The 19,290-nt window shown below is 66.3% G+C and carries 18 protein-coding genes; 12 read left to right on the top strand and 6 right to left on the bottom strand.

Annotation, left to right across the window (positions count from 1 at the left end; translation table 11 throughout):
- Positions 1-38 precede the first annotated feature (38 nt).
- The 3 genes from QFZ23_RS17275 to QFZ23_RS17265 are packed head-to-tail and all read right to left on the bottom strand — an operon-like array spanning position 39 to position 2,340.
- Positions 39-695 (bottom strand): hypothetical protein, encoded by a 657-nt coding sequence (locus tag QFZ23_RS17275; RefSeq protein WP_306924769.1) that lies wholly within the window; start codon positions 693-695, stop codon positions 39-41.
- Between the two features lie 44 nt (positions 696-739).
- The gene (locus QFZ23_RS17270) at positions 740-1,630 is read right to left on the bottom strand and encodes a hypothetical protein (protein WP_306924767.1); all 891 of its coding nucleotides are present in this window, start codon (positions 1,628-1,630) and stop codon (positions 740-742) included.
- 56 nt (positions 1,631-1,686) lie between these two features.
- Entirely contained in the window at positions 1,687-2,340 is a 654-nt protein-coding gene (locus QFZ23_RS17265; RefSeq protein WP_306924765.1) for a hypothetical protein, read from the bottom strand.
- A 31-nt stretch (positions 2,341-2,371) separates the two neighbouring features.
- Here QFZ23_RS17265 and QFZ23_RS17260 point away from each other — a divergent pair, with 31 nt between their 5' ends.
- The 8 genes from QFZ23_RS17260 to QFZ23_RS17225 all read left to right on the top strand — a co-directional run bounded on the left by QFZ23_RS17260 (position 2,372) and on the right by QFZ23_RS17225 (position 13,658).
- The gene (locus QFZ23_RS17260) at positions 2,372-3,508 is read left to right on the top strand and encodes a GuaB3 family IMP dehydrogenase-related protein (protein WP_306924763.1); all 1,137 of its coding nucleotides are present in this window, start codon (positions 2,372-2,374) and stop codon (positions 3,506-3,508) included.
- An 88-nt stretch (positions 3,509-3,596) separates the two neighbouring features.
- Positions 3,597-5,348 carry a glycerol-3-phosphate dehydrogenase/oxidase gene (locus QFZ23_RS17255; RefSeq protein ID WP_306924761.1) on the top strand — a complete coding sequence of 584 codons (1,752 nt, stop codon included), beginning with the start codon at positions 3,597-3,599 and terminating at the stop codon, positions 5,346-5,348.
- A gap of 50 nt (positions 5,349-5,398) precedes the next feature.
- On the top strand, positions 5,399-5,887 hold the full coding sequence (locus QFZ23_RS17250; RefSeq protein WP_306924760.1) for a PTS sugar transporter subunit IIA: 489 nt from the start codon (positions 5,399-5,401) through the stop codon (positions 5,885-5,887).
- 70 nt (positions 5,888-5,957) lie between these two features.
- Positions 5,958-6,812 carry an SURF1 family protein gene (locus QFZ23_RS17245; RefSeq protein WP_306924758.1) on the top strand — a complete coding sequence of 285 codons (855 nt, stop codon included), beginning with the start codon at positions 5,958-5,960 and terminating at the stop codon, positions 6,810-6,812.
- Positions 6,809-7,309, top strand: coding sequence for a DUF3817 domain-containing protein (locus QFZ23_RS17240; RefSeq protein WP_306924756.1), 501 nt, complete (start codon positions 6,809-6,811; stop codon positions 7,307-7,309). The genes QFZ23_RS17245 and QFZ23_RS17240 overlap by 4 nt, the downstream gene beginning before the upstream one ends.
- A 71-nt stretch (positions 7,310-7,380) precedes the next feature.
- On the top strand, positions 7,381-8,970 hold the full coding sequence (guaA, locus tag QFZ23_RS17235; RefSeq protein WP_306924753.1) for a glutamine-hydrolyzing GMP synthase: 1,590 nt from the start codon (positions 7,381-7,383) through the stop codon (positions 8,968-8,970).
- Positions 8,971-9,129: 159 nt separating this feature from the next.
- Positions 9,130-13,338, top strand: a complete 4,209-nt coding sequence (locus tag QFZ23_RS17230) for an AAA family ATPase (protein ID WP_306924751.1) — start codon at positions 9,130-9,132, stop codon at positions 13,336-13,338.
- Positions 13,335-13,658, top strand: a complete 324-nt coding sequence (locus QFZ23_RS17225; RefSeq protein WP_306924749.1) for a hypothetical protein — start codon at positions 13,335-13,337, stop codon at positions 13,656-13,658. Before QFZ23_RS17230 ends, QFZ23_RS17225 begins: the two co-directional genes overlap by 4 nt.
- Before the next feature lie 55 nt (positions 13,659-13,713).
- Here QFZ23_RS17225 and cpaB read toward each other — a convergent pair whose 3' ends face one another.
- The 3 genes from cpaB to QFZ23_RS17210 all read right to left on the bottom strand — a co-directional run bounded on the left by cpaB (position 13,714) and on the right by QFZ23_RS17210 (position 15,716).
- Positions 13,714-14,460 carry a Flp pilus assembly protein CpaB gene (gene cpaB, locus QFZ23_RS17220; RefSeq protein WP_306924747.1) on the bottom strand — a complete coding sequence of 249 codons (747 nt, stop codon included), beginning with the start codon at positions 14,458-14,460 and terminating at the stop codon, positions 13,714-13,716.
- Positions 14,461-14,669: 209 nt separating this feature from the next.
- Positions 14,670-14,957: an FmdB family zinc ribbon protein gene (locus tag QFZ23_RS17215; protein WP_306924745.1), complete on the bottom strand. Its 288-nt coding sequence runs from the start codon at positions 14,955-14,957 to the stop codon at positions 14,670-14,672.
- Between the two features lie 147 nt (positions 14,958-15,104).
- Complete coding sequence (locus QFZ23_RS17210) at positions 15,105-15,716, bottom strand: 5-formyltetrahydrofolate cyclo-ligase (protein WP_306924744.1); 612 nt, start codon at positions 15,714-15,716, stop codon at positions 15,105-15,107.
- Positions 15,717-15,804: 88 nt separating this feature from the next.
- On the opposite strand from QFZ23_RS17210, the gene galU reads away from it, so the two are divergent.
- The 4 genes from galU to QFZ23_RS17190 all read left to right on the top strand — a co-directional run bounded on the left by galU (position 15,805) and on the right by QFZ23_RS17190 (position 19,275).
- Entirely contained in the window at positions 15,805-16,710 is a 906-nt protein-coding gene (gene galU / locus QFZ23_RS17205; protein WP_306924742.1) for a UTP--glucose-1-phosphate uridylyltransferase GalU, read from the top strand.
- Positions 16,711-16,716: 6 nt separating this feature from the next.
- Positions 16,717-17,337: a GNAT family N-acetyltransferase gene (locus QFZ23_RS17200; protein ID WP_306924740.1), complete on the top strand. Its 621-nt coding sequence runs from the start codon at positions 16,717-16,719 to the stop codon at positions 17,335-17,337.
- Between the two features lie 126 nt (positions 17,338-17,463).
- Positions 17,464-18,441 (top strand): hypothetical protein, encoded by a 978-nt coding sequence (locus QFZ23_RS17195; protein ID WP_306924738.1) that lies wholly within the window; start codon positions 17,464-17,466, stop codon positions 18,439-18,441.
- 33 nt (positions 18,442-18,474) lie between these two features.
- On the top strand, positions 18,475-19,275 hold the full coding sequence (locus QFZ23_RS17190) for an SDR family oxidoreductase (RefSeq protein WP_306924737.1): 801 nt from the start codon (positions 18,475-18,477) through the stop codon (positions 19,273-19,275).
- Positions 19,276-19,290: the final 15 nt, after the last annotated feature.

The raw sequence follows: 19,290 nt of genomic DNA, 5'->3' as shown, positions 1-19,290 counted from the left end.
TTTCCTGGAATCAGCAGTGCTGGGCGTAACCGTATCCATCATGACGCGCCAGCCAATAGGCGGCGGACCGTCAGACCGGGTTGCTCCCCGGCCTGAAGGTCGCGGATGCGAAGTTGTCCGTTTTCATCCAACGGGCCGGATGCAAGTTGCAGGGAGCCGGCATCGGGCACCTTGATGTTGGCAACCACGGGCGTAGCTGATTCGACGCTGTACCGACGGGAGCTGATCATCCCTCCACCCTCCTCCCGCAATACCCCTACTGCCTCGTCCACGCTCATCTGCACGAAATCCAACAGATCTACATCGTCCCGCAGCGGAAGGCACAAATACTCGCTCAGTGGCCGGAGGAAGATAGCAGCGCGGCCGGCAGGGGAATCCACCAAGTAACTGGGAGAGACAATCTCGGATCCAATGCGGGTTATGTCGAACCACCCGGAAGACGTTCCAAAGATTCGGGCCAGAATCTTCGCCTCCGCCAGAAGGGTCACTTCTTCGCCGTTTATTTCCACAGTGTCCCGGATATTCAACGTGCAGACGCCTGCCCGCACCAGCTCGTGGTCGTCTGCAAGTTCGGCAAGGCCAAGCACTCGGCGGGTCAGCGCTGTTCCTGCGCCCGGATCAAAAGTGAGCAGAGCCAGAATCTCGTGACTGGTCATTCGGTACGCCGCTGCCGGCGTGGCGGTGTCGGTCATCATGTCCTTGTGCGGTTAGTTTGCGGGATCTGAACGTCTCCTGTGCCCTAGCCGAATCCGAGCTTACCGCCCGCCCATCCCATGGCGTCCTTGGCGGCACCTGCCACATCCCTGACGCCGCCGACCACCCCTGCGCCGAAGTCCCAGATTCTCTTGGTGACCGGGACGTCGCCGGAAATCATGCCCAGGACTCCCCAGCCAAGCGCGACCCCGCCGAGCACCAAGCCGGCCGGTGCTCCAAAGATTGTCCCGGTGGCAGCCAGCGCAGCAATAGAGAGACCGCCGCCAACGAAGCCGTCGGCCATTCTGAACGGGTCCTTGCCCTCGAGTCCAGACAGGACATCCAAAACCCCGACAGCACCTCCCAGTATGCCCAGCACCTTGCCGGCGCCCCTCATGAAGTCAAAAAACTTGCTGACCCCTTTTTCGACCTGCGCAAGGTCTATATTCCAGCTGAACTTGTCTGCTACGAACTGAAGCGCGCTCGCGATGTCGGAGGCCTTATTCCCGTCCTCCGCTCCAAGCTTTTCCAGCAGCCATTCCAGGCCCGAGGGCGCATGTTCATAGTTTGGGTCCGTAAAGGCATCGTCCCAAGTCCTGCCCTCAGCCGGCGACGGCTGGCGTGATGCTGCTGAGGTTCCAGCCGGCGCGGAAGCATTCCCGCCGTCCTCGTTGCTTGCCTTTTCCTGTTCGGTCGCCTGGGTCAGCAATAATTTGGACTGCTGCTGCAGTGATTCGGCCGCCTTGTTCAGCATCGGCCGCAGGGACGACGTCCATGCATTCCGGAACTTGTCTCCGTCCGCGCCCTTCCAAGCGGCTGACTGCACGAGGGAGTTCACGGTGGATTCCACGTTCTCAAGACGCAGCCTGGACTGGCCCATCGATTTGGACAGGGCACGAAGCTGCTCGATGTCAGCACCGTAAATTCCAGGCGCCATTGATTCCCCCAATATGTTCTCTAATCACGGCCTGGGCATCAGGACAGTGCACAAAACTATCGCATCATGGGTCCGGCTTCGATGGGGAGTTGTCCCCATCCGTGGGGCTTTCCACCACAGTGGTCCGGACCCGGGCAAGGCTGGGGCCGCGGCGGCACGCTGCTGAACCCGAACGTCACCGGAGGGTTGATGGGGGACAGCGCTCCGGCGCCCTCGCCTTCCCAGCGGACGACGGCGGAGCTGATGTGATGAAGGTCGGTCACCCCGTAATACTCCAGCCTGCCGTTCCCTGCCGTGCCGAAGGTCCGGGTTCCGGGGCTGGCTGCAGCCACGAACGGGCTGACTGCGGTCAGCCAGCGGGTGTGGACGGCAAGCGGGCGGGGCATGCTACGCAGCAGCGCGCCTAGGAGGGCCCTGCCGCCGATGCCTGCCCGGATCACCAGAGGTCCGGCGTCGACCGTCAACGCCTGTCCGGCCCGCACGGCATCGACGTCCACGACGCGGACCTCCTCAAAGCTGTAGGTGGCGGCAATGAAGCCAGCCACGTCCTCCGTCGGTGCCAGCAGTATCCGACGTCCCGTCGGCAACTGGACCATCGCGTCCGCGAACGGACCGAAGGGCGACTCCTGCCAGATCCCCACCACGGCGCGCAGGCCGGAAGCGGTTCCGATCCCTGCGATATGGCCGTCGAAGACCCGCCGTCCGCCCATCCGGCCACTGTAGCTGGGATAACCTAGAGCAGTGACTTACGAGATTGAGATTGGCCGTGGCAAGCGTGGGCGTCGTGCCTACTCCCTGGACGACATTGCGATCGTCCCCAACCGTCGCACCCGTGACCCCAAGGACGTCTCCGTCTCGTGGCAGATCGATGCCTACAAGTTCGACATGCCGGTCATTGCGGCACCCATGGACTCGGCCATGTCCCCGGCGACGGCCATCACGCTCGGCAAGCTCGGCGGCCTGGGCGTCCTGGACCTCGAGGGCCTCTGGACCCGGTACGAGGATCCGCAGTCCGTACTGGACGAGATTGGCGGGCTTGCCGACGAAACCAACAGCCCGGCCGTCACGCGCAGGATGCAGGAGCTCTACAAGGCGCCCATCCAGCCCGAACTGATCACGTCCCGGCTGGCCGAAATCCGCGCCGCCGGCGTCACCGTGGCCGGATCGCTGACCCCGCAGCGCACCCAGGAACACTACAAGACCGTGGTGGCCGCCGGCGTCGACATCTTCGTGATCCGCGGAACCACGGTATCCGCCGAGCACGTCTCCAAGGACCACGAGCCGCTGAACCTCAAGCAGTTCATCTACGAACTCGACGTCCCCGTCATCGTGGGCGGTGCCGCGGGCTACACGCCCGCCCTGCACCTCATGCGCACCGGCGCGGCCGGCGTCCTGGTCGGGTTCGGCGGCGGCGCCACCACCACCACGCGCCGCGCCCTCGGTATCCACTCGCCCATGGCCTCTGCCATCTCCGACGTCGCCGCCGCCCGGCGCGACTACATGGACGAGTCCGGCGGACGCTACGTCCACGTCATTGCCGACGGCGGCATGGGCACCTCGGGCGACATCGTCAAGGCCATCGCCGTGGGCGCCGACGCCGTCATGCTCGGCACCGCCCTCGCCCGGGCGGAGGAGGCCCCCGGAAAGGGCTGGCACTGGGGTCAGGAGGCGCATCACCTGGAGCTGCCCCGCGGCGACAGGGTCAACATCGGAACCGTCGGTCCGCTCGAAGAGGTGCTCTTCGGGCCGGGCCACAACACCAACGGAACCTCCAACCTGATCGGCGCGCTCCGCCGCTCCATGGCCACCACAGGCTATTCGGACCTCAAGGAGTTCCAGCGGGTCGACGTCGTGGTTTCTCCCTACGCCGGTAAGTGACGCACAGCCTCCGCCCGCACCCTGCCCATCGGCAGACGTACGAAGTACTCTGGTGAACTACAACGTTCGATGAGGATGGAGGCCTGTCATGACCGGTTTCGGTGAACGTCCGGCGGCGACCAGGGGAGCTTTGGGCCCCGAGGCACGGGAGGCCGCGCTTGCCGCGCTGAAGGCTTCGGCGGAGCCGGGCAAGGAACTGGACATCCTCATCGTCGGCGGCGGCATTGTTGGCACCGGGGTCGCCCTTGACGCAGTGACCCGCGGCCTGAGTGTCGGCATCGTGGAAGCCAGCGACTGGGCCGCCGGGACATCGTCACGGTCCTCCAAGCTCATCCACGGCGGCCTCCGTTACTTGGAAATGCTTGACTTCGGACTCGTGAAGGAGGCGCTCCAGGAACGGGGGCTGCTGCTTTCCGAGCTGGCGCCGCACCTGGCCAGGCCGGTGCCGTTCCTGTACCCGCTGACCAAACACTTCGTGGAGCGGCCGTACATTGGCGCCGGCATCGCGCTGTACGACGTCATGTCCATCTCTGGCGGGCACAAGCGCGGCGTGCCGTTCCACAAGCACCTTTCGCGCCGGGGCACCCTGCGTGCCGCCCCGAGCCTGAAGGACGACGCCTTCGTCGGATCGATCCGCTATTACGACGGCCAGGTGGACGACGCGAAGTACGTGGCCAACCTGGTGCGCACCGCCGCGTACTACGGCGCGCACGCGGTCAACCAGACCGCCGTCGTCGACTTCCTGCGCGAGGGCGAGCGTGTGGTGGGCGCCAAGGTGGTCAACCGCGAGGACAATTCCAGCTTCAACATCCGCGCCAAGCAGGTCATCAACGCCACCGGGGTGTGGACCGACGAGACCCAGGCCATGGTCACCGAGCGCGGCCAACTGAAGGTGCGCGCATCCAAGGGCATCCACCTGGTGGTGCCGCGGGACCGTTTCCAGTCAACGGTAGGCCTGATCCTGCGGACGGAGAAGTCCGTGCTGTTCGTCATCCCGTGGGGGCGGCACTGGATCATCGGCACCACGGACACCGACTGGCATCTGGACAAGGCCCACCCCGCGGCGTCCAGCAAGGACATCGACTACCTCCTGGAACACGTCAACACGGTCCTGAAAAGGCCCCTCACCCGGGAAGACGTGGAGGGTGTCTATGCCGGGCTCCGGCCGCTGCTGGCCGGCGAAAGCGACTCCACGGCCAAGCTTTCACGCGAGCACGTCGTGGCCCATCCCGTGCCCGGCCTGGTGGTAGTGGCCGGCGGCAAGTGGACCACGTACCGCGTAATGGCAAAGGACGCCGTGGACGAAGCCGTCCGAAGTATGGACGAGCGCGTGCCACCGAGCTGCACCGAGACTATCCCGCTGTTGGGGGCCAGCGGATTCAAGGCCGCCTGGAACCGTCGCAACCGGACTGCCGAGGAATCCGGGGTGCATGTGGCGCGTGTGGAGCACCTGCTGAACCGCTACGGATCCATGGCATCGGAGGTGCTGGCACTCATCCAGGACCGGCCCGAACTGGCCGAGCCGCTGCCCGGTGCCGACGACTACCTGCAGGCCGAGGCAGTCTACGCGGCAACGCATGAGGGTGCCCGGCACGTGCACGACGTCCTGACCCGGCGCACCCGGATTTCCATCGAGTCGTGGGACCGCGGTGTGTCTGCCGTCCCGGTAGTCGCTAAGCTTATGGGAGAAATTCTTGGCTGGAGCGATGCGCAGCGGGAAAGCGAAATCAAGCATTACCTTGCGCGGGTGGAAGCCGAACGGCTCAGTCAGCAGCAGCCCGATGACGAGTCGGCGGATGCTGCCCGGCTGGGTGCGGAGGATATCGTCCCGCTGCGCTGAGCTCGCAACCTGTCGCCGGACAGGCCCCGGCCCCACTGAAGGGACACCACTTGGCGGAACCACTGGACCGTTACGATGCCGAGCTCACCACACCGGACATGGTGATCCTCGAAATGGACGCCGAGGACAAGGTGGACGCGGCCAGCCAGCTGGCCCGGAAGCTGTTCGACGCCGGCCGCGTCTCAGACCTCGAGGGCTTCCTGGCGCACGTCAACGCCCGTGAGCACCAGCTGGCCACCGGCCTGCCCGGGGGAGTGGGCCTGCCGCACGCCCGCAGCGAGTTCGTCTCCGAGACCTCGATCGCCGTCGGGATCACCAAGTACGGCAAGGCCCTGGACTTTGGGGCAACTGACGGTCCGGCCACCGTGGTCCTGCTCATCGCCACGCCGGCGAGCTCGTTCTCCGACCACCTCGAAGTGCTGGCCACCCTGGCGCGGTCACTGTCCAAGGAATCGTTCCGGGAGTCGCTGCGCCGGGCCTACGACGCCGAGGTCATCGCTGAGCTCATCAACTCAAGCCTGGTCTTCTTCGACCACTAGAGATTGGGGATGCCCGGCTGCCCCACTCTGCGGTTCGTTGTTCTACACGAGGACGAAGTAACGTTAAGGGGTGTGGAAAACAGCCCTCCAGCCCCGGTGGATCGCAGGCTTGGTCTTTGCGATCGCCGTTTCGGGTGTCTTTGTGCTCCTGAGCCAATGGCAGTTCGGCCGTTCCACGCAGCCCGAGGTGCCGGTCAACCCCGCCACCGAGCAGGTCCAGGCCCTAACGAAAACCCTTCAGCCCGGTGACTTCTTCCGTGGTTCGGTGGCGGACCAGATGGTCCAGGCGTCCGGCACCTACGATCCGGCTAAGCAGGTCCTGGTCGCGGGCCGACTGAAGGACGGCAAGACCGGATACTGGGTGGTCACGGCCTTCGCGGTGACGGATGCCCCCGTGCTCAAAGGCGCGGCGGCCTCACCGAAGACCTACATACCGGTGGCCCGCGGCTGGATCGCCGACCCCGCTGACGCCACTGCCCCGCCGTCGGGCGTTATCCGGCTGACCGGACGGCTCCTGCCGTCCGAGGCCCCCGTGTCCAACGCGGCCCCTGAACCCGGCCGGGCGACGGCAGTCTCGGTGGCTGAACTCATCAACGCCTGGAACGTCAGCAGTTACCCTGCATTCGTTTCCGCCACGGCGGAAAAGTCAGGAACGGCCGACGTCGGTGCTGCCGCCGGCAGCGGTCTGGAGCCGCTCAGCATCGCTGCCCAGCCGCCGGCCGCGAAGGTCAACTGGCTGAACCTGTTCTACTCCGTGGAGTGGATCGTTTTTGCCGGATTTGCCCTGTTCATCTGGTGGCGGCTGGTCAAGGACGACTACCGCAGAAGCCTCGAGGACGCCGAGGACCACGACGCCGGTGGCCACAGCCTCGACGGACCAGAACCTGCCCAGCCCAACGAGATCCAACAAAAGGTACAGCCATGATCGAACCCAAGCCGGCCATCCAGCCCTCGAACCCGACCGGGGCGGCGAAGAAGCGACGCTTTGGCGGCACGGAGGCGCAGATCCGCTCCGCCCTGAAGTTCTACAAGGTCATGGCCTACCTCACTGGTGCCATGCTGCTGCTGCTGTGCTCGGAGCTGGTGGCCCGCTACGGCTTCGGCCAGTACCTCTTCGCCGGCGGAACGGACGCCCTGACTGGCCAGCCGTTCGGCTTCGGCTTCTCGCAGGCGGAACCGAAGGGCGTGCTCGGCGGGTTCAACGTGTCCGTGACCGTGCTCATCGTCCACGGCTGGATGTACGTCGTGTATCTCATGTCCAACTTCCGGCTTTGGACGCTGATGCGCTGGCCGTTCGCCAAAATGATCCTGCTGGCGCTCGGCGGCGTGGTCCCGTTCCTGTCCTTCATCGTGGAGAAGAAGTTCCACGCCGAGGTGGAGGCCGAACTCGCCGCCAACCCCCAGGCCGCCAGCCGCTACTGATCCGCGTTCCGTGCGTCACAGCGGGCCCGCTCAAGATGCGTCGGGGCAATCGCGCAAAGTAGGCTAGTACGGTGACTACTCCCACTGCATCCCAGACTTCCCAGAAGCCGGTGCTGGTTGTTGACTACGGTGCCCAGTACGCGCAGCTGATTGCCCGCCGCGTCCGGGAAGCGAATGTGTATTCGGAAGTGGTTCCGCATACCCACAGCACTGAGCAGCTCCTGGCCAAGAACCCCGCCGCCATCATCCTCTCCGGCGGACCCGCCAGCGTCTACGCCGACGGTGCCCCGAGCGTCGGTGCCGACCTGTTCGAGGCCGGTGTTCCGGTCTTCGGCATCTGCTACGGCTTCCAGGCCATGGCCAACGCCCTCGGCGGCAAGGTGGACAGGACCGGCCTGCGGGAGTACGGCTCCACCCAGACCACCATCCTCGGCGAAGGCCGTTCCGTCCTCGAAGGAATGCCCCAGCACCAGAACACCTGGATGAGCCACGGTGATTCCGTCCACGAGGCTCCCGAGGGCTTTGAGGTGCTGGCCACCACAGCGGGCGCTGAAGTTGCCGCCTTCGCCAACGAGGAGAAGTGCCTGTACGGCGTGCAGTGGCACCCCGAGGTGAAGCACTCGGCCTACGGCCAGCAGGTCCTGGAGAACTTCCTGTTCAAGGGCGCCAAGCTGGAACCGAACTGGACCACGGGCAACATCCTTGAGGAGCAGGTGGAGCGCATCCGCAAGCAGATCGGCGATGCCCGGGTCATCTGCGGCCTCTCCGGCGGTGTGGATTCGGCCGTTGCCGCAGCCCTCGTCCAGCGTGCCGTGGGCGATCAGCTGACCTGTGTCTTCGTTGACCACGGGCTGCTGCGCGAAGGCGAGGCCGAGCAGGTGGAGCGCGACTTCGTTGCCGCCACCGGCGTGAACCTCTACGTGGCCAACGAGCAGGAGCGTTTCCAGGCGGCGCTGGCCGGCGTCAGCGATCCCGAAACCAAGCGCAAGATCATCGGCCGTGAGTTCATCCGGGCCTTCGAAGAGGCCGAGCGCGCCATCATCGCCGACGCCGCAGCGCACGGCGAAAAGATCAAGTTCCTCGTGCAGGGCACCCTGTACCCGGACGTCGTCGAATCCGGCGGCGGCGAGGGCGCAGCGAACATCAAGAGCCACCACAACGTGGGCGGACTGCCGGAGGACCTGGAGTTCGAGCTCGTTGAGCCGCTGCGCGCCCTGTTCAAGGACGAGGTGCGTGCCGTGGGCGCCCAGCTCGGCCTGCCCCAGGAGATCGTTGGCCGCCAGCCGTTCCCCGGCCCCGGCCTGGGAATCCGCATCGTCGGCGAGGTCACCAAGGAACGCCTGGACCTGCTGCGCAAGGCAGACGCCATCGCCCGCGCAGAACTGACCGCTGCCGGACTCGACAACGACGTCTGGCAGATGCCCGTGGTTCTCCTCGCGGACGTCCGGAGCGTGGGTGTCCAGGGCGACGGCCGTACGTACGGCCACCCGATCGTGCTGCGCCCCGTCTCCTCCGAGGACGCCATGACGGCCGACTGGTCGCGGCTTCCCTACGACCTGCTGGCCCGGATCTCCAACCGGATCACCAACGAGGTGGACGGCGTCAACCGCGTGGTGCTCGACGTCACCAGCAAGCCGCCGGGAACCATCGAGTGGGAATAGCGTTATGAAAATGGCCGGCCTCCGCAGGGAGGCCGGCCATTTTGCATTCCCGGGTATCGGATCAGGCATGGCGGGCAACGGTGCGAAATGCGCCGCAACTTGGGCCGACCCAGTGTTGCGGTCTCTCAACCGCGGCCGTTTCCGGCTACGCTCGAAACTATGCCCGTATGGTCCAAGGCGTCACGCGCAAGCTCAGAAAAGAAGGCAGTAGTGTCAGTAGGTCAGGTCGACTCCGAGGGTTCGGAGGAGCTCAGGAAGTGGCTGTCCGGGCTCAAGCCCGTTACAGGGGCAGACACCATGCTGCGCTTCACCAAAACGCCCGAGGGTTCCATCGACCTCACCCACGCGCACCCTTCGGGCCTGGCGCAGCTCATGGCCGGGCGCCGGACGCGGCTCTCCACACTCATCCGCGACCAGCAGCAGTACGTCGTGGCCGCCCGGGCCTGCCGGAACCTGCGCTCCAAGATTTTCGAACTGGCCAATGACCGCGGCATCGAGGCAGGGTACTTCTCGGCTGGCACCGTGGTGTGGACCTCCGCCGTGGGCGGCAAACCGCAGCGCGTCTCGGCGCCGGTGATGCTGACTGCCATGTCGCTCACCATCCGCCCCGGGGAAGACGACTACGAACTCCAGCTCACGGAGCAGGCGCGCATTAATCCGGCCCTGATCCGGCATCTCAAAACCATCCACGGGATCGTGTTCGACGTCAACGCCGTGACACGGATGGCGTACAGCACTGCGCGGTTCGACCCGCTGCCCGTGCTGGACCGGATCAGCACCCTGGTCAAGCCGATCCATGGCGCCGACGTGGAGCACAACCTGCTCGTCTCAACCTTCGCGGACCTTTCCGGCAACCTTGACGATCCGTGGATCAACGGGCAGAACGCCCTGGTGGCCTCGCTGGCCAAGGCCGCGTCGGGTGAAATCGTCGACGTGCCCGCGCTCCAGCCCGGACGCTTTCCCAGCGTGGACGAGCGGGACCCGGCCGAGGAGCTGCTGCTCCTGGACGCCGACGCCGACCAGCAGTATGTGATCGACGCCGTCAGGGCAGGGGACTCGCTGGTGGTAAGCAGCCCGCCCGGCACCGGCCAGACGCAGACGGCCATCAACACCATCGGTGCGCTCGTGGACGAAGGCAAAACCGTTCTGGTGGTGGGGGACCGCCGCGCCAGCCTCAACGAAGTGGCCGGACGCCTCGAAGACCTGGGCTTGGACTCCATCCTTTTCCAGCTGTCCGGAAACGCAACACCGCAGCAGCTTAAGGGCCAGCTGGTGCGCGCCATCATGCGCAACGAGAAGGCGCAGGAGCCGCAGCTCGGGAGCCTGCACAAGACCCTCACCGAGCACCGCCATGCGCTTCTGGACCACGTAGCGTCGCTGCACAACGTGCGGCAGCGGTGGGGCTGCTCGCCGTACCAGGCCATGCAGTCGCTCGCGGAGCTGACGTCCATCCAGCCCGCCCCGGCCACCACCGTCCGCCTCAAGCGCAGCGTCCTGGACAGCATCCGGGACCGCGAGGAGCTGGCCGGTCGGCTGAAGCGCGCCGCCGAACTCGGTGCGTTCAGCAGGGCATCGACCACCAGCCCCTGGCACGGTGCACGGCTGGTGACGCGCAAGGAAACCGAGGAAGCGCAGGAGCTGGCGCGTGCGGTGGCGAAGAAGCTGCCGCTGCTGCAGGAACGGATGAAGGACGTGGCCAGCCACGCCGAAATCCGCCTGGGCACCACCTTCGCCGAATGGGGCTCCCAGCTCAAGCTTCTGGTGGCCGTCCGCGAAAGCCTGGACAAATTCACGCCGGACATTTTTGACCGGCCCGTGACGGACCTGATTTCCGCGACGGCGTCCTCGTCCTGGCGCAGGGAGCGCGGCATCGACATGGCCTCCATGCAGCGGTCCCGCCTGCGCCGGGTGGCCAAGGAGTACGTCCGCCCGGGCGTGCACATTGCCGATCTTCACAGTTCGCTGGTGCTGGTCCAGGAACAGCGTGCCCAGTGGGCCGGGTACGCCACCACACAGCGGCATCCGGCGGTGCCGTCCGGCCTGGCGGAAATCAGCATCATGCACCGCGGACTTACCCGCGAGATGAAGATGCTGGGTGATGCCCTGCGGCATACGGCTGCGGGCGGTTCGCTCGAAAACATTCCCTACCCGGAGCTCATGGAGCGTCTGGAACGGCTGGTCGCGGACACACAGACGCTGCAGACCCTGCCCGAGCGAACGCTGCTCATCGAGAACATGCGCGAGCACGGGCTGGGGGAGCTGCTGGCAGATCTCTCGGAGCGCGAGGTCGGCGCCGGGTCCGTCGCTGCCGAACTTGACCTGGCCTGGTGGCAGTCGGCGCTCGAGGCGATGATCAGCGGTGACGACTACCTGGCCATGTCCGACGGCGACGCCCTGCGCCAGCTGGAGGCGGAGTACCGGCTCGCGGACAACGCCCACATCGCCAGCGGTGCCGGGCGGCTGCGGTGGAAGCTGGCTGAACGCTGGCGCGCTGGCATCGAGGAGCATGCCCGCCAGGCGGACCTGCTCCGGAGCCTGCTCAAGGACGGGCGGGTCACGCTGGCTGCGCTGACGGCGCAGGCACCGGGGCTGGTTCCCATGCTGGTGCCTGTCTGGTCGGTCAGCCCCTACCTCATGACCGGCCTCCTGCCTGCCGAGCAGAAGTTTGACGCCGTGGTGATCCTCGACGCCGAAGCGACGTCGCTGCAGGCGGTCCTCCCCGCCGTCGCGCGCGCCCGGCAGGTGATCGCCTTCGGCGACGACAGGATCGCCAGCCCCCGCACCTTTACCGTTGCCGTGGAGCGGCTCGCCGCCGGCGAACAGTCGCACCAAAGTGTTGAAAGCGCGTTCACCGCACTTTCGGCAGTGCTGCCGACGGCGCCGCTGCGCTCTGTCTACCGCGCGGTGGACGAGGACCTGGTGCTGCAGCTGAGCAAGAACTTTTACGACGGAAGCCTCCGCCGCCTCCCCGAGGGGCAGTCGGCCACGGGGCTGGACCGTGCGCTGACGGTGGAGTATCTGCCCGACGGCACGGGCCTGCCCAGCGCTGACCATGAGGGCGTCGAATCGGTGGTGGCCGAAGTGAACCGGGTGGTGGAGCTCGTGTTCGAGCACGCGCGGCTCCGTCCCCGCACCTCGCTGGCGGTTGTGACTGCCAGCCTCCGGCACGCGGCACGCATCGGCGAGTCCATCCGGCTGCAGCTGCCCAACTACCCGTCGCTGTCCGGATTCTTCACAGCAGGTGATGAATCCTTCCGGGTCGTGGACCTGGAGCGTGCCCAGGGGCTGGTCCGCGACCGCGTGATTTTCTCGCCGGGCTACGGGCGGACGCCGCACGGCCGCGCCCTGCACAGCTTCGGTCCGCTGTCCGCCGAGGGCGGCCGGGCCAAGTTCGCCCTGGCCATGACCCGGGCACGGCAGTCGCTTCACGTCCTGACGTGCTTCAAACCAGAGGACCTTGACCGGACGCGGCTGGCCCACGGCGCCGTCGATCTCTTCGAACTTCTCGACCGGGAGATCTCCGGCAACACGGACCTGGGGACGCCTGCGTCCAGGGCAGCTGCAAGTGAACAGGCATTGGGGGCTGATCCGCTGGTTGCCGATCTCGGCGACCGGCTGCGGGCCCGCGGTGCCCGCGTCTGGCACCAGTACGACGGCGTCATCGACGTCGTGGCCGCGGCCGATCCGCTCAGCACCATGGGCCAGGACGAGGCCGATATTCCACGGCCGGTAGCCATCGAATCGGACGGCACCGAGCAGTACCGGCAGATGACAGTCCGGGAACGCAGCCGGCTGCGCCCCCAGCTGCTGGAGCGGCTCGGCTGGCGGTACATGCCGCTGTGGACCATCGAGGTCTTCACAGATCCCTCGGCGTGCGCCGACAGGATCGGCGGGTACCTCGGGCTTGAGAAGCCTGCCCCTACGCTTCGCTCCGTGGGGGCGCCGGGATTCTTCCTGGATGACGACGTCAGCACCCTTGCGGTGGGCGACTTCGAGCCCGATCTGGGGGAGGACTCGTACCAAGGCATGGATGGCAGCTTCGGCGACGACCCGAACGGTGACGATGGGGGCCAGAGCGGCTGGGAAGCACCCGATCGGGGTGCAACCGAGGCGGTCTTGGCGGACGCGCACTCGCCGGGTGCGGAACAGACGGACATTGATCAGATGGACGTTGATCAGACAGGCGCTGATCAGAGGGACGTTGATCAGACTGGCACCGATCAGGCTGGCACCGATCAGGCTGGCACCGATCAGGCGAACGGTGGCGGGGACGGTTTCGATTCCGACGCCGCCGGCGCGGGAGTAGGCTTCGGTTCTGAGCCCGGCTTGGAACGGCCGGCCACGGAACGGAAGAAAGGCCCGCTGTGATATCCGACGGCGGGACCGAACGCCAAGGCGGGGCCGAACGCAAAGACGGGCCCGAGCGCCAAGGCGGGGCCGAACGCAAAGACGGGGCCGAACGCAAAGACGGGCCCGAGCGCCAAGACGGGGCCGAACGCAAAGACCAGCAGTCCGCGGACCGCGAGAAGCCCGCAAAGGCGCGCCGCGCCAAAGAGGACGGGCAGCAGCGGACTGGCGTGGTCCCCAAACGTGCAGCCGAGGACGATCCCCGCACCTGGGGCGACGCAGAATCCGGCAACGACCACGACGCGTGGCTGAAGGAGCAGAAGCCCCCGCACTGGGGCTAAGCAACCGGGCAAACACGGCCGATTCCCACAGACCTGAGGATTCGCACGGGCCGGCTCACCGGGCACCGGATCCCACCAGTACAAAAAACAGCTTTCCCTGGGTTGACGCGCCCGCCAAGGCACTGGCCTGGGCAGGGGTGGCGGCCACTACCAGCAGCCCGTCCGAATCCCCGGCAGCCAGCCACTTGCCGCCCTGGCCTTCCTGACCGGAGGTCCACAGGACGGGCACTGACTTGGCGAGTACTTTCGAGGCTGATGCCTGCTCATAGCCGTTGCCGCTTGTCAGGACCACGTTCACGAGTTGTCCGGGGGACACCAGTTGGATGGATGAGGGATCTGCCATCCGCAGCGGCACCGCAGCGGACCCGGGCGGCGCTCCCGTCAGCAGGCCTGGCCCCACCAGCTGCGTATCGGTCAGGAGCTGGCCCTTGCGAAGCGGCGCTGCCAGCTGCTTGCCGTCCGCTCCGGAGCTGTCAGCGATAGTCCCGCCCGGCACCAGGGCCGGCGGAACGCTGACGCTCCTGACGTCACTCCCGGCCAGCTTCGCTCCCGCTGGAAGGTCACGGGCAGCGGCCAGGACGCTTACGGTCTGGGCAGGGGCAGGAGTGAGCTGGTGGACGGCGATCCCCGCGGCCGCGCACAGGAGGAGTGCCACAGCAAGACGGCGGTTTCGGTTCAGCCATCCCGCGAAGCGCCGCCCGCGCGGGCGCGGGCGGGCGGCAGAACCGGGCAATGCGTTGCCGCGGCCGGGACGAACGGCCGGGCGGGTTGCCCTTGCAGGGAAAATTCCGGTAGCTGGCATGCCGCCACGCTACGGGCAATCCGTTGGCTCACGACAGGTGCCGGTAGCGGTATGTGGAAAACGCGCCCCGAGGCGCATCGGAAGACTGCCCTGCAAGCGCGAACGGGCACTTGAGGCCGGGGCTGTACTCGATCGAAGCAAGAGAGTCCGGCCGGGTAATCCCGGCCGGACTCTATTAGCTTGAAGGCGGCAGTGCCGCAGGAACTCGCCTAGCTCGCGGCTGCAGCTGCCGGGGCAGCGGATGATGCAGACGACGAGGAGGCGGCCGGGGCGGCCGGCGCTGGCGCAGTGGGGGAGGGCGAGACGGCGCTTCCCTTGGAATCGCGCGAATCAGTCCGGTAGAAGCCGGAGCCCTTGAAGACCACGCCGACGCTGTTGAACTTCTTGCGGAGCGTGCCCTGGCATTCGGGGCAGGACGTCAGAGTGCTGTCGGTGAAAGACTGCACGATGTCGAAGGCATGGCTGCAATCCTTGCAGGCATAGGCATACGTGGGCACTGTAGATCCTCCTCTTGGACAAACGACAGGTCCCGTGCTGCCTGGCTTCATTTCCCGGATTCTCCTTGACGGATCACCGCGGCGGAAATGCCTCCATTAGCAGTCGCAGGGCCTGAGTGCCAATTCTACCACCCCGCCCGGGCGTGGTCACGCGAAGGCTACCAGCCCGGATGGCATGAGCACTGCCTCGACGGGGCGGTCGAAGTCTTCAGCTGGGATGGTCTGGGCGGGCAGAAGTTCGGAGTCGTAGATGATGGCAGCCTTCGGAAGGTGCAGGCCACCGGCGCTGGCTGCAGCCAGGAACTTGTCGTAATAGCCGCCGCCCTGTCCGATCCTGTTGCCGCTGCGGTCCACCGCCGTTGCCGGCATGAACATTCCGGCCGCAGTCCGCACCGTATCCAGGCCGTGGCGCTCACCGGCGGGTTCCTGGATGGGTGCATACCTGCTGCGGATGAACTCGCTGTCGGGGGTCCAGAAGACCCAGCTGAGTTCCCGGTCCGGTTCGCAGACCGGGAGCAGGATGCTGTGGCCGGCCTCATGAAGCGCGTGCAGCAGGGGAAGTGTCGGCGGTTCGAAATCGACGCCGAGGTAGGCGGTGAACGTGGCCGGCTTGCCCGCAGCGATCGCTTCGGCCCAGGGCAGCCCGTGGGTGGCGATGCCGTCGCCGGCGTTTGAGAGGTCCGTTGCTGTCATCGTGGCCCGGATCTGCCGGTGCCGCGAACGGATCCCGTCCTTCGACGGCATGGTCCCTGTTGGCATGGATGTCATCCTTTGTCGCAGCGGCAGGCGGCCGGGCCGCTGCCGGAAGCATTTACCGTATGAATGTTCCCTCGGATAGATTAGACCAGTGACTTCCACTAATTGTTCAGTCCGCAAGGCCGTAATCCCCGCTGCTGGGCTCGGCACCAGGTTCCTGCCTGCCACCAAGGCCATGCCCAAGGAGATGCTGCCGGTAGTTGACAAGCCGGCCATCCAGTACGTCGTCGAGGAGGCCGTCAAGGTAGGCCTGAGCGACGTCCTTATGATCACCGGACGCAACAAGCGCGCGCTCGAGGACCACTTTGACCGCGTCCCGGCCCTGGAAGCGACGCTGGAGGCCAAGGGCGACACCGCCAAGCTGGAATCGATCCAGGCCGCGAGCAACCTGGGGGACATCCACTATGTCCGCCAGGGTGACCCCAAGGGCCTTGGCCACGCGGTGCTGCGTGCCCGCCAGCACGTGGGCTACGAGCCGTTTGCCGTTCTCCTCGGCGACGACCTGATCGATGCCCGCGATGAGCTGCTCAGCATCATGATTGACGTGCAGGCCAAGACCGGCGGATCTGTGGTGGCGCTCATCGAGGTGGAGCCGTCCCAGATCAGCGCCTACGGCTGCGCGGACATCTCCGAGATTGATGGCGAGGGTTTCGTCCGCATCAACAAGCTGGTGGAGAAGCCGGACGTCAACGAGGCGCCCTCCAACCTGGCTGTCATCGGCCGTTATGTGCTCCACCCCGATGTCTTCGATGTGCTGGAAAAGACCGAACCGGGCCGCGGCGGCGAGATCCAGCTGACGGACGCCCTGCAGGAGCTGGCCAGCAGGGACGGTGAAGGCGGCGGAGTGTACGGTGTGGTCTTCCGTGGCCGCCGTTACGACACCGGCGACAAGCTCAGCTACCTCAAGGCCTGCGTGGAGCTAGCCATCGACAGCGAGGACCTCGGACCTGGTCTGCGTGCTTGGCTTCCGGAAATTGCCGCACGTCTGTCCGAGTAATCTTTCATGAGGGTCAGCCACATCTGGCCGGTCACGCTGGAGTGCGGGGACATTGTCCTGCGGCCCATCAGGTACCGGGATCGGAAGGAGTGGACCGAGGTCCGTTCCCGTAACAGTGACTGGCTGGCGCCCTGGGAGGCCTCGAATCCGATCGCGGGCGGGGCGCTGCCCGATTACCGCCAGATGGTCAGGTCCCTGAACACGCAAGCGGCCCAGGCCACCGCGCTGCCCTTTGTGATCACGGAGTGGACGCCCGGACACCGTGACCCCGTCATCGTGGGGCAGCTGACGGTCTCCTCTATTGTGTGGGGATCCGCCTTGATGGCGACGCTCGGCTACTGGGTGGACCAGGCGCGGGCCGGGCACGGGATCGCTCCCACTGCGGTGGCGATGGCAACTGACCATTGTTTCCGGACCCTTGGCCTGCACCGGATGGAAATCAACATCCGTCCCGAAAACGGGCCCAGCCTGCGCGTCGTGGAGAAGCTCGGCTTCCGGGACGAGGGCTACCGTCCGCGCTACCTGCACATCAATGGGGAATGGGCAGACCACCGCTCCTTCGCCCTGACCTCAGAGGAAGTTCCGGAAGGTCTCCTCAGCCGCTGGCTGCGGGTCAGGCCCGCCTGACCGCAGACAGGCGGAGCCGCTGGTCAGGGCCGGGTTCACGACATAAGTCCATTGATTTGAAGCTCGGCCGCGACACACCGAGACGAATGCCACAACAGCCCCCACATACCTCATACGGTTTTGTGTGTGGACTTCCCCCTTAGCAGCTCAGTCATCCTTGTGGCTGCTGTTGCGCTCTGGATCGTTTGGGTTGCCCCTTACGTGCTCCGCAACGGCCGGCATCAGTTCCAGGCTGCCGGTGACCTGACGCTGGATAGCGTCGACGCCGAAACTGCAAACCCGCAAGCCGGGACGGTTGTATATATGGCCGCCCAGCAGGAGAAACGCATGGACACCAGGAAGAGCAGCGAACCAGCAACAGGCCTCACCCCGGCTCCGTCCGGCAGTAGGCCTGCCGCCAGGGGGACCGGTGCCTTTCGGATCCGCTATGGACGGACGGCAATCGCGCTTGTCGGGTTGCTGTCCTTCCTCACGGCGGTTGTGGCCGGAGTCCTGCGTCTCTTTGGGCTCGGCAACCCCTGGGTTCCGGCCGTGGCGTTCCTGACAGGTGTTGCCGCCGTCGTGGTTTTGCGGCGGCTCGCTGTCCGTGACCGGCGCAGGAAAGTCAACGCCGCCTTCAAGGCGGCCATGGGCTCGCCGGTAAGCCGGGAGCCGGCCGTCGAGCGCCCCGCGGAGGCGGCACCCGCCCCGGAGTCCGTTAAGCCCCGGGAAAGTGCCCTCTTCGACGCCGAGGCAGAAGCGCCGAAGCCCAAGCCTCTCACGGCAGTCGAACTGCGTGAGGCGGCACTGGCAGTTGCCATCGCGGCCGGCGACGAAAGCGCCGCAGCCCCTGTGCAGGGCCCGGCGGCTGCGCCTGAATCCAGCTGGGATCCGGTGGAAGTTCCCAAGCCGACATACGTTGAAGCGGCCAAGGCCGAGCGTCCGGCACCCGAGCCGCTGGCGCTGCCCGAGGCTCCGAAGTCGGTGGGCAAGCCTTCACTCAAGCAGGGGCCGGCTGCCGCACCTCCTGCTGCCTCCCCGAATGCCGAGCCCGCCAAGCCGCTGACCAAGGCCCAGAGCGCGCTGAGCAACCTTGATGACGTACTGCAGCGCCGCCGCGCGTAGCCGGCCTTCAAAGCAGCACCAGCTGTCACCGTAATGGTCCGCATCTGCGTTGCCGGCGGCACTGGCGAGGCTGGCCGCGAAGTGGTGCGCCAGGCCCTTGGCCTGGGGCACGCCGTCGCGGTTTTGACTCGAAACCCGCCGCTCCCGGGTGCCCGGGAGTATTACGACGGCGCCGCGTACTTCCGCGCGGACGTCACCACCGGAGACGGGGTGCCCGAAGCGCTGGCGGGTGCCGACGTCGTCATCGATTGCCTCGAAGCGCGGACCGGCAAAGCACTCAGGCACTATGCGGCCGGCGGCGCACTGCTGCTGGGCGAAGCCGCGGCGGCTGGCGTGGTACGGGCCGTACAGCTTTCCATCATTAACTGCGACCAAAGCGCCCTCACGTATTACCGGTCAAAGGCGGACAAAGAGCGCGTGTACGCGAGATCGCCGCTCGAAACGCGCACTGTGCGGGCAACGCAGTTCCACAGCCTGGTGACGGGGATTTTCGGTGCGGGTTCCCGCGTTGGCCTCGTACCGGTGATCAAAGGCGCCCGGTTCCAGACGATCTCGCCGGCCGATGTGGCGGCGGCGCTGCTGGAAGCCGCACTGGGACCGCCGTTTAGTGATTCCCGCGCGGTGGAGACCGTCGGAGGGCCGGAGGTGCTGAGCATGGCATCGATGGCCACAGTCTGGAAGCGGATAACCGGTGCCAGGGGCCTCGTGACCGAACTGCCGCTGCCCGGATCGACGGGCAGATTTTTGCGTGAAGGGAAGAACCTGGCGCCCGAACAGCGTTACGGACACACGACATTTGAGGCCTGGTTGGCAAACCGGCAAGAAAATTTGTAGCCTAGGGAAACCGGC

The sequence above is a fragment of the Arthrobacter globiformis genome (assembly GCF_030818015.1).
In the GTDB taxonomy this organism is placed as follows: domain Bacteria; phylum Actinomycetota; class Actinomycetes; order Actinomycetales; family Micrococcaceae; genus Arthrobacter; species Arthrobacter globiformis_C.
This window is presented reverse-complemented; position numbering and strand designations above follow the sequence as displayed.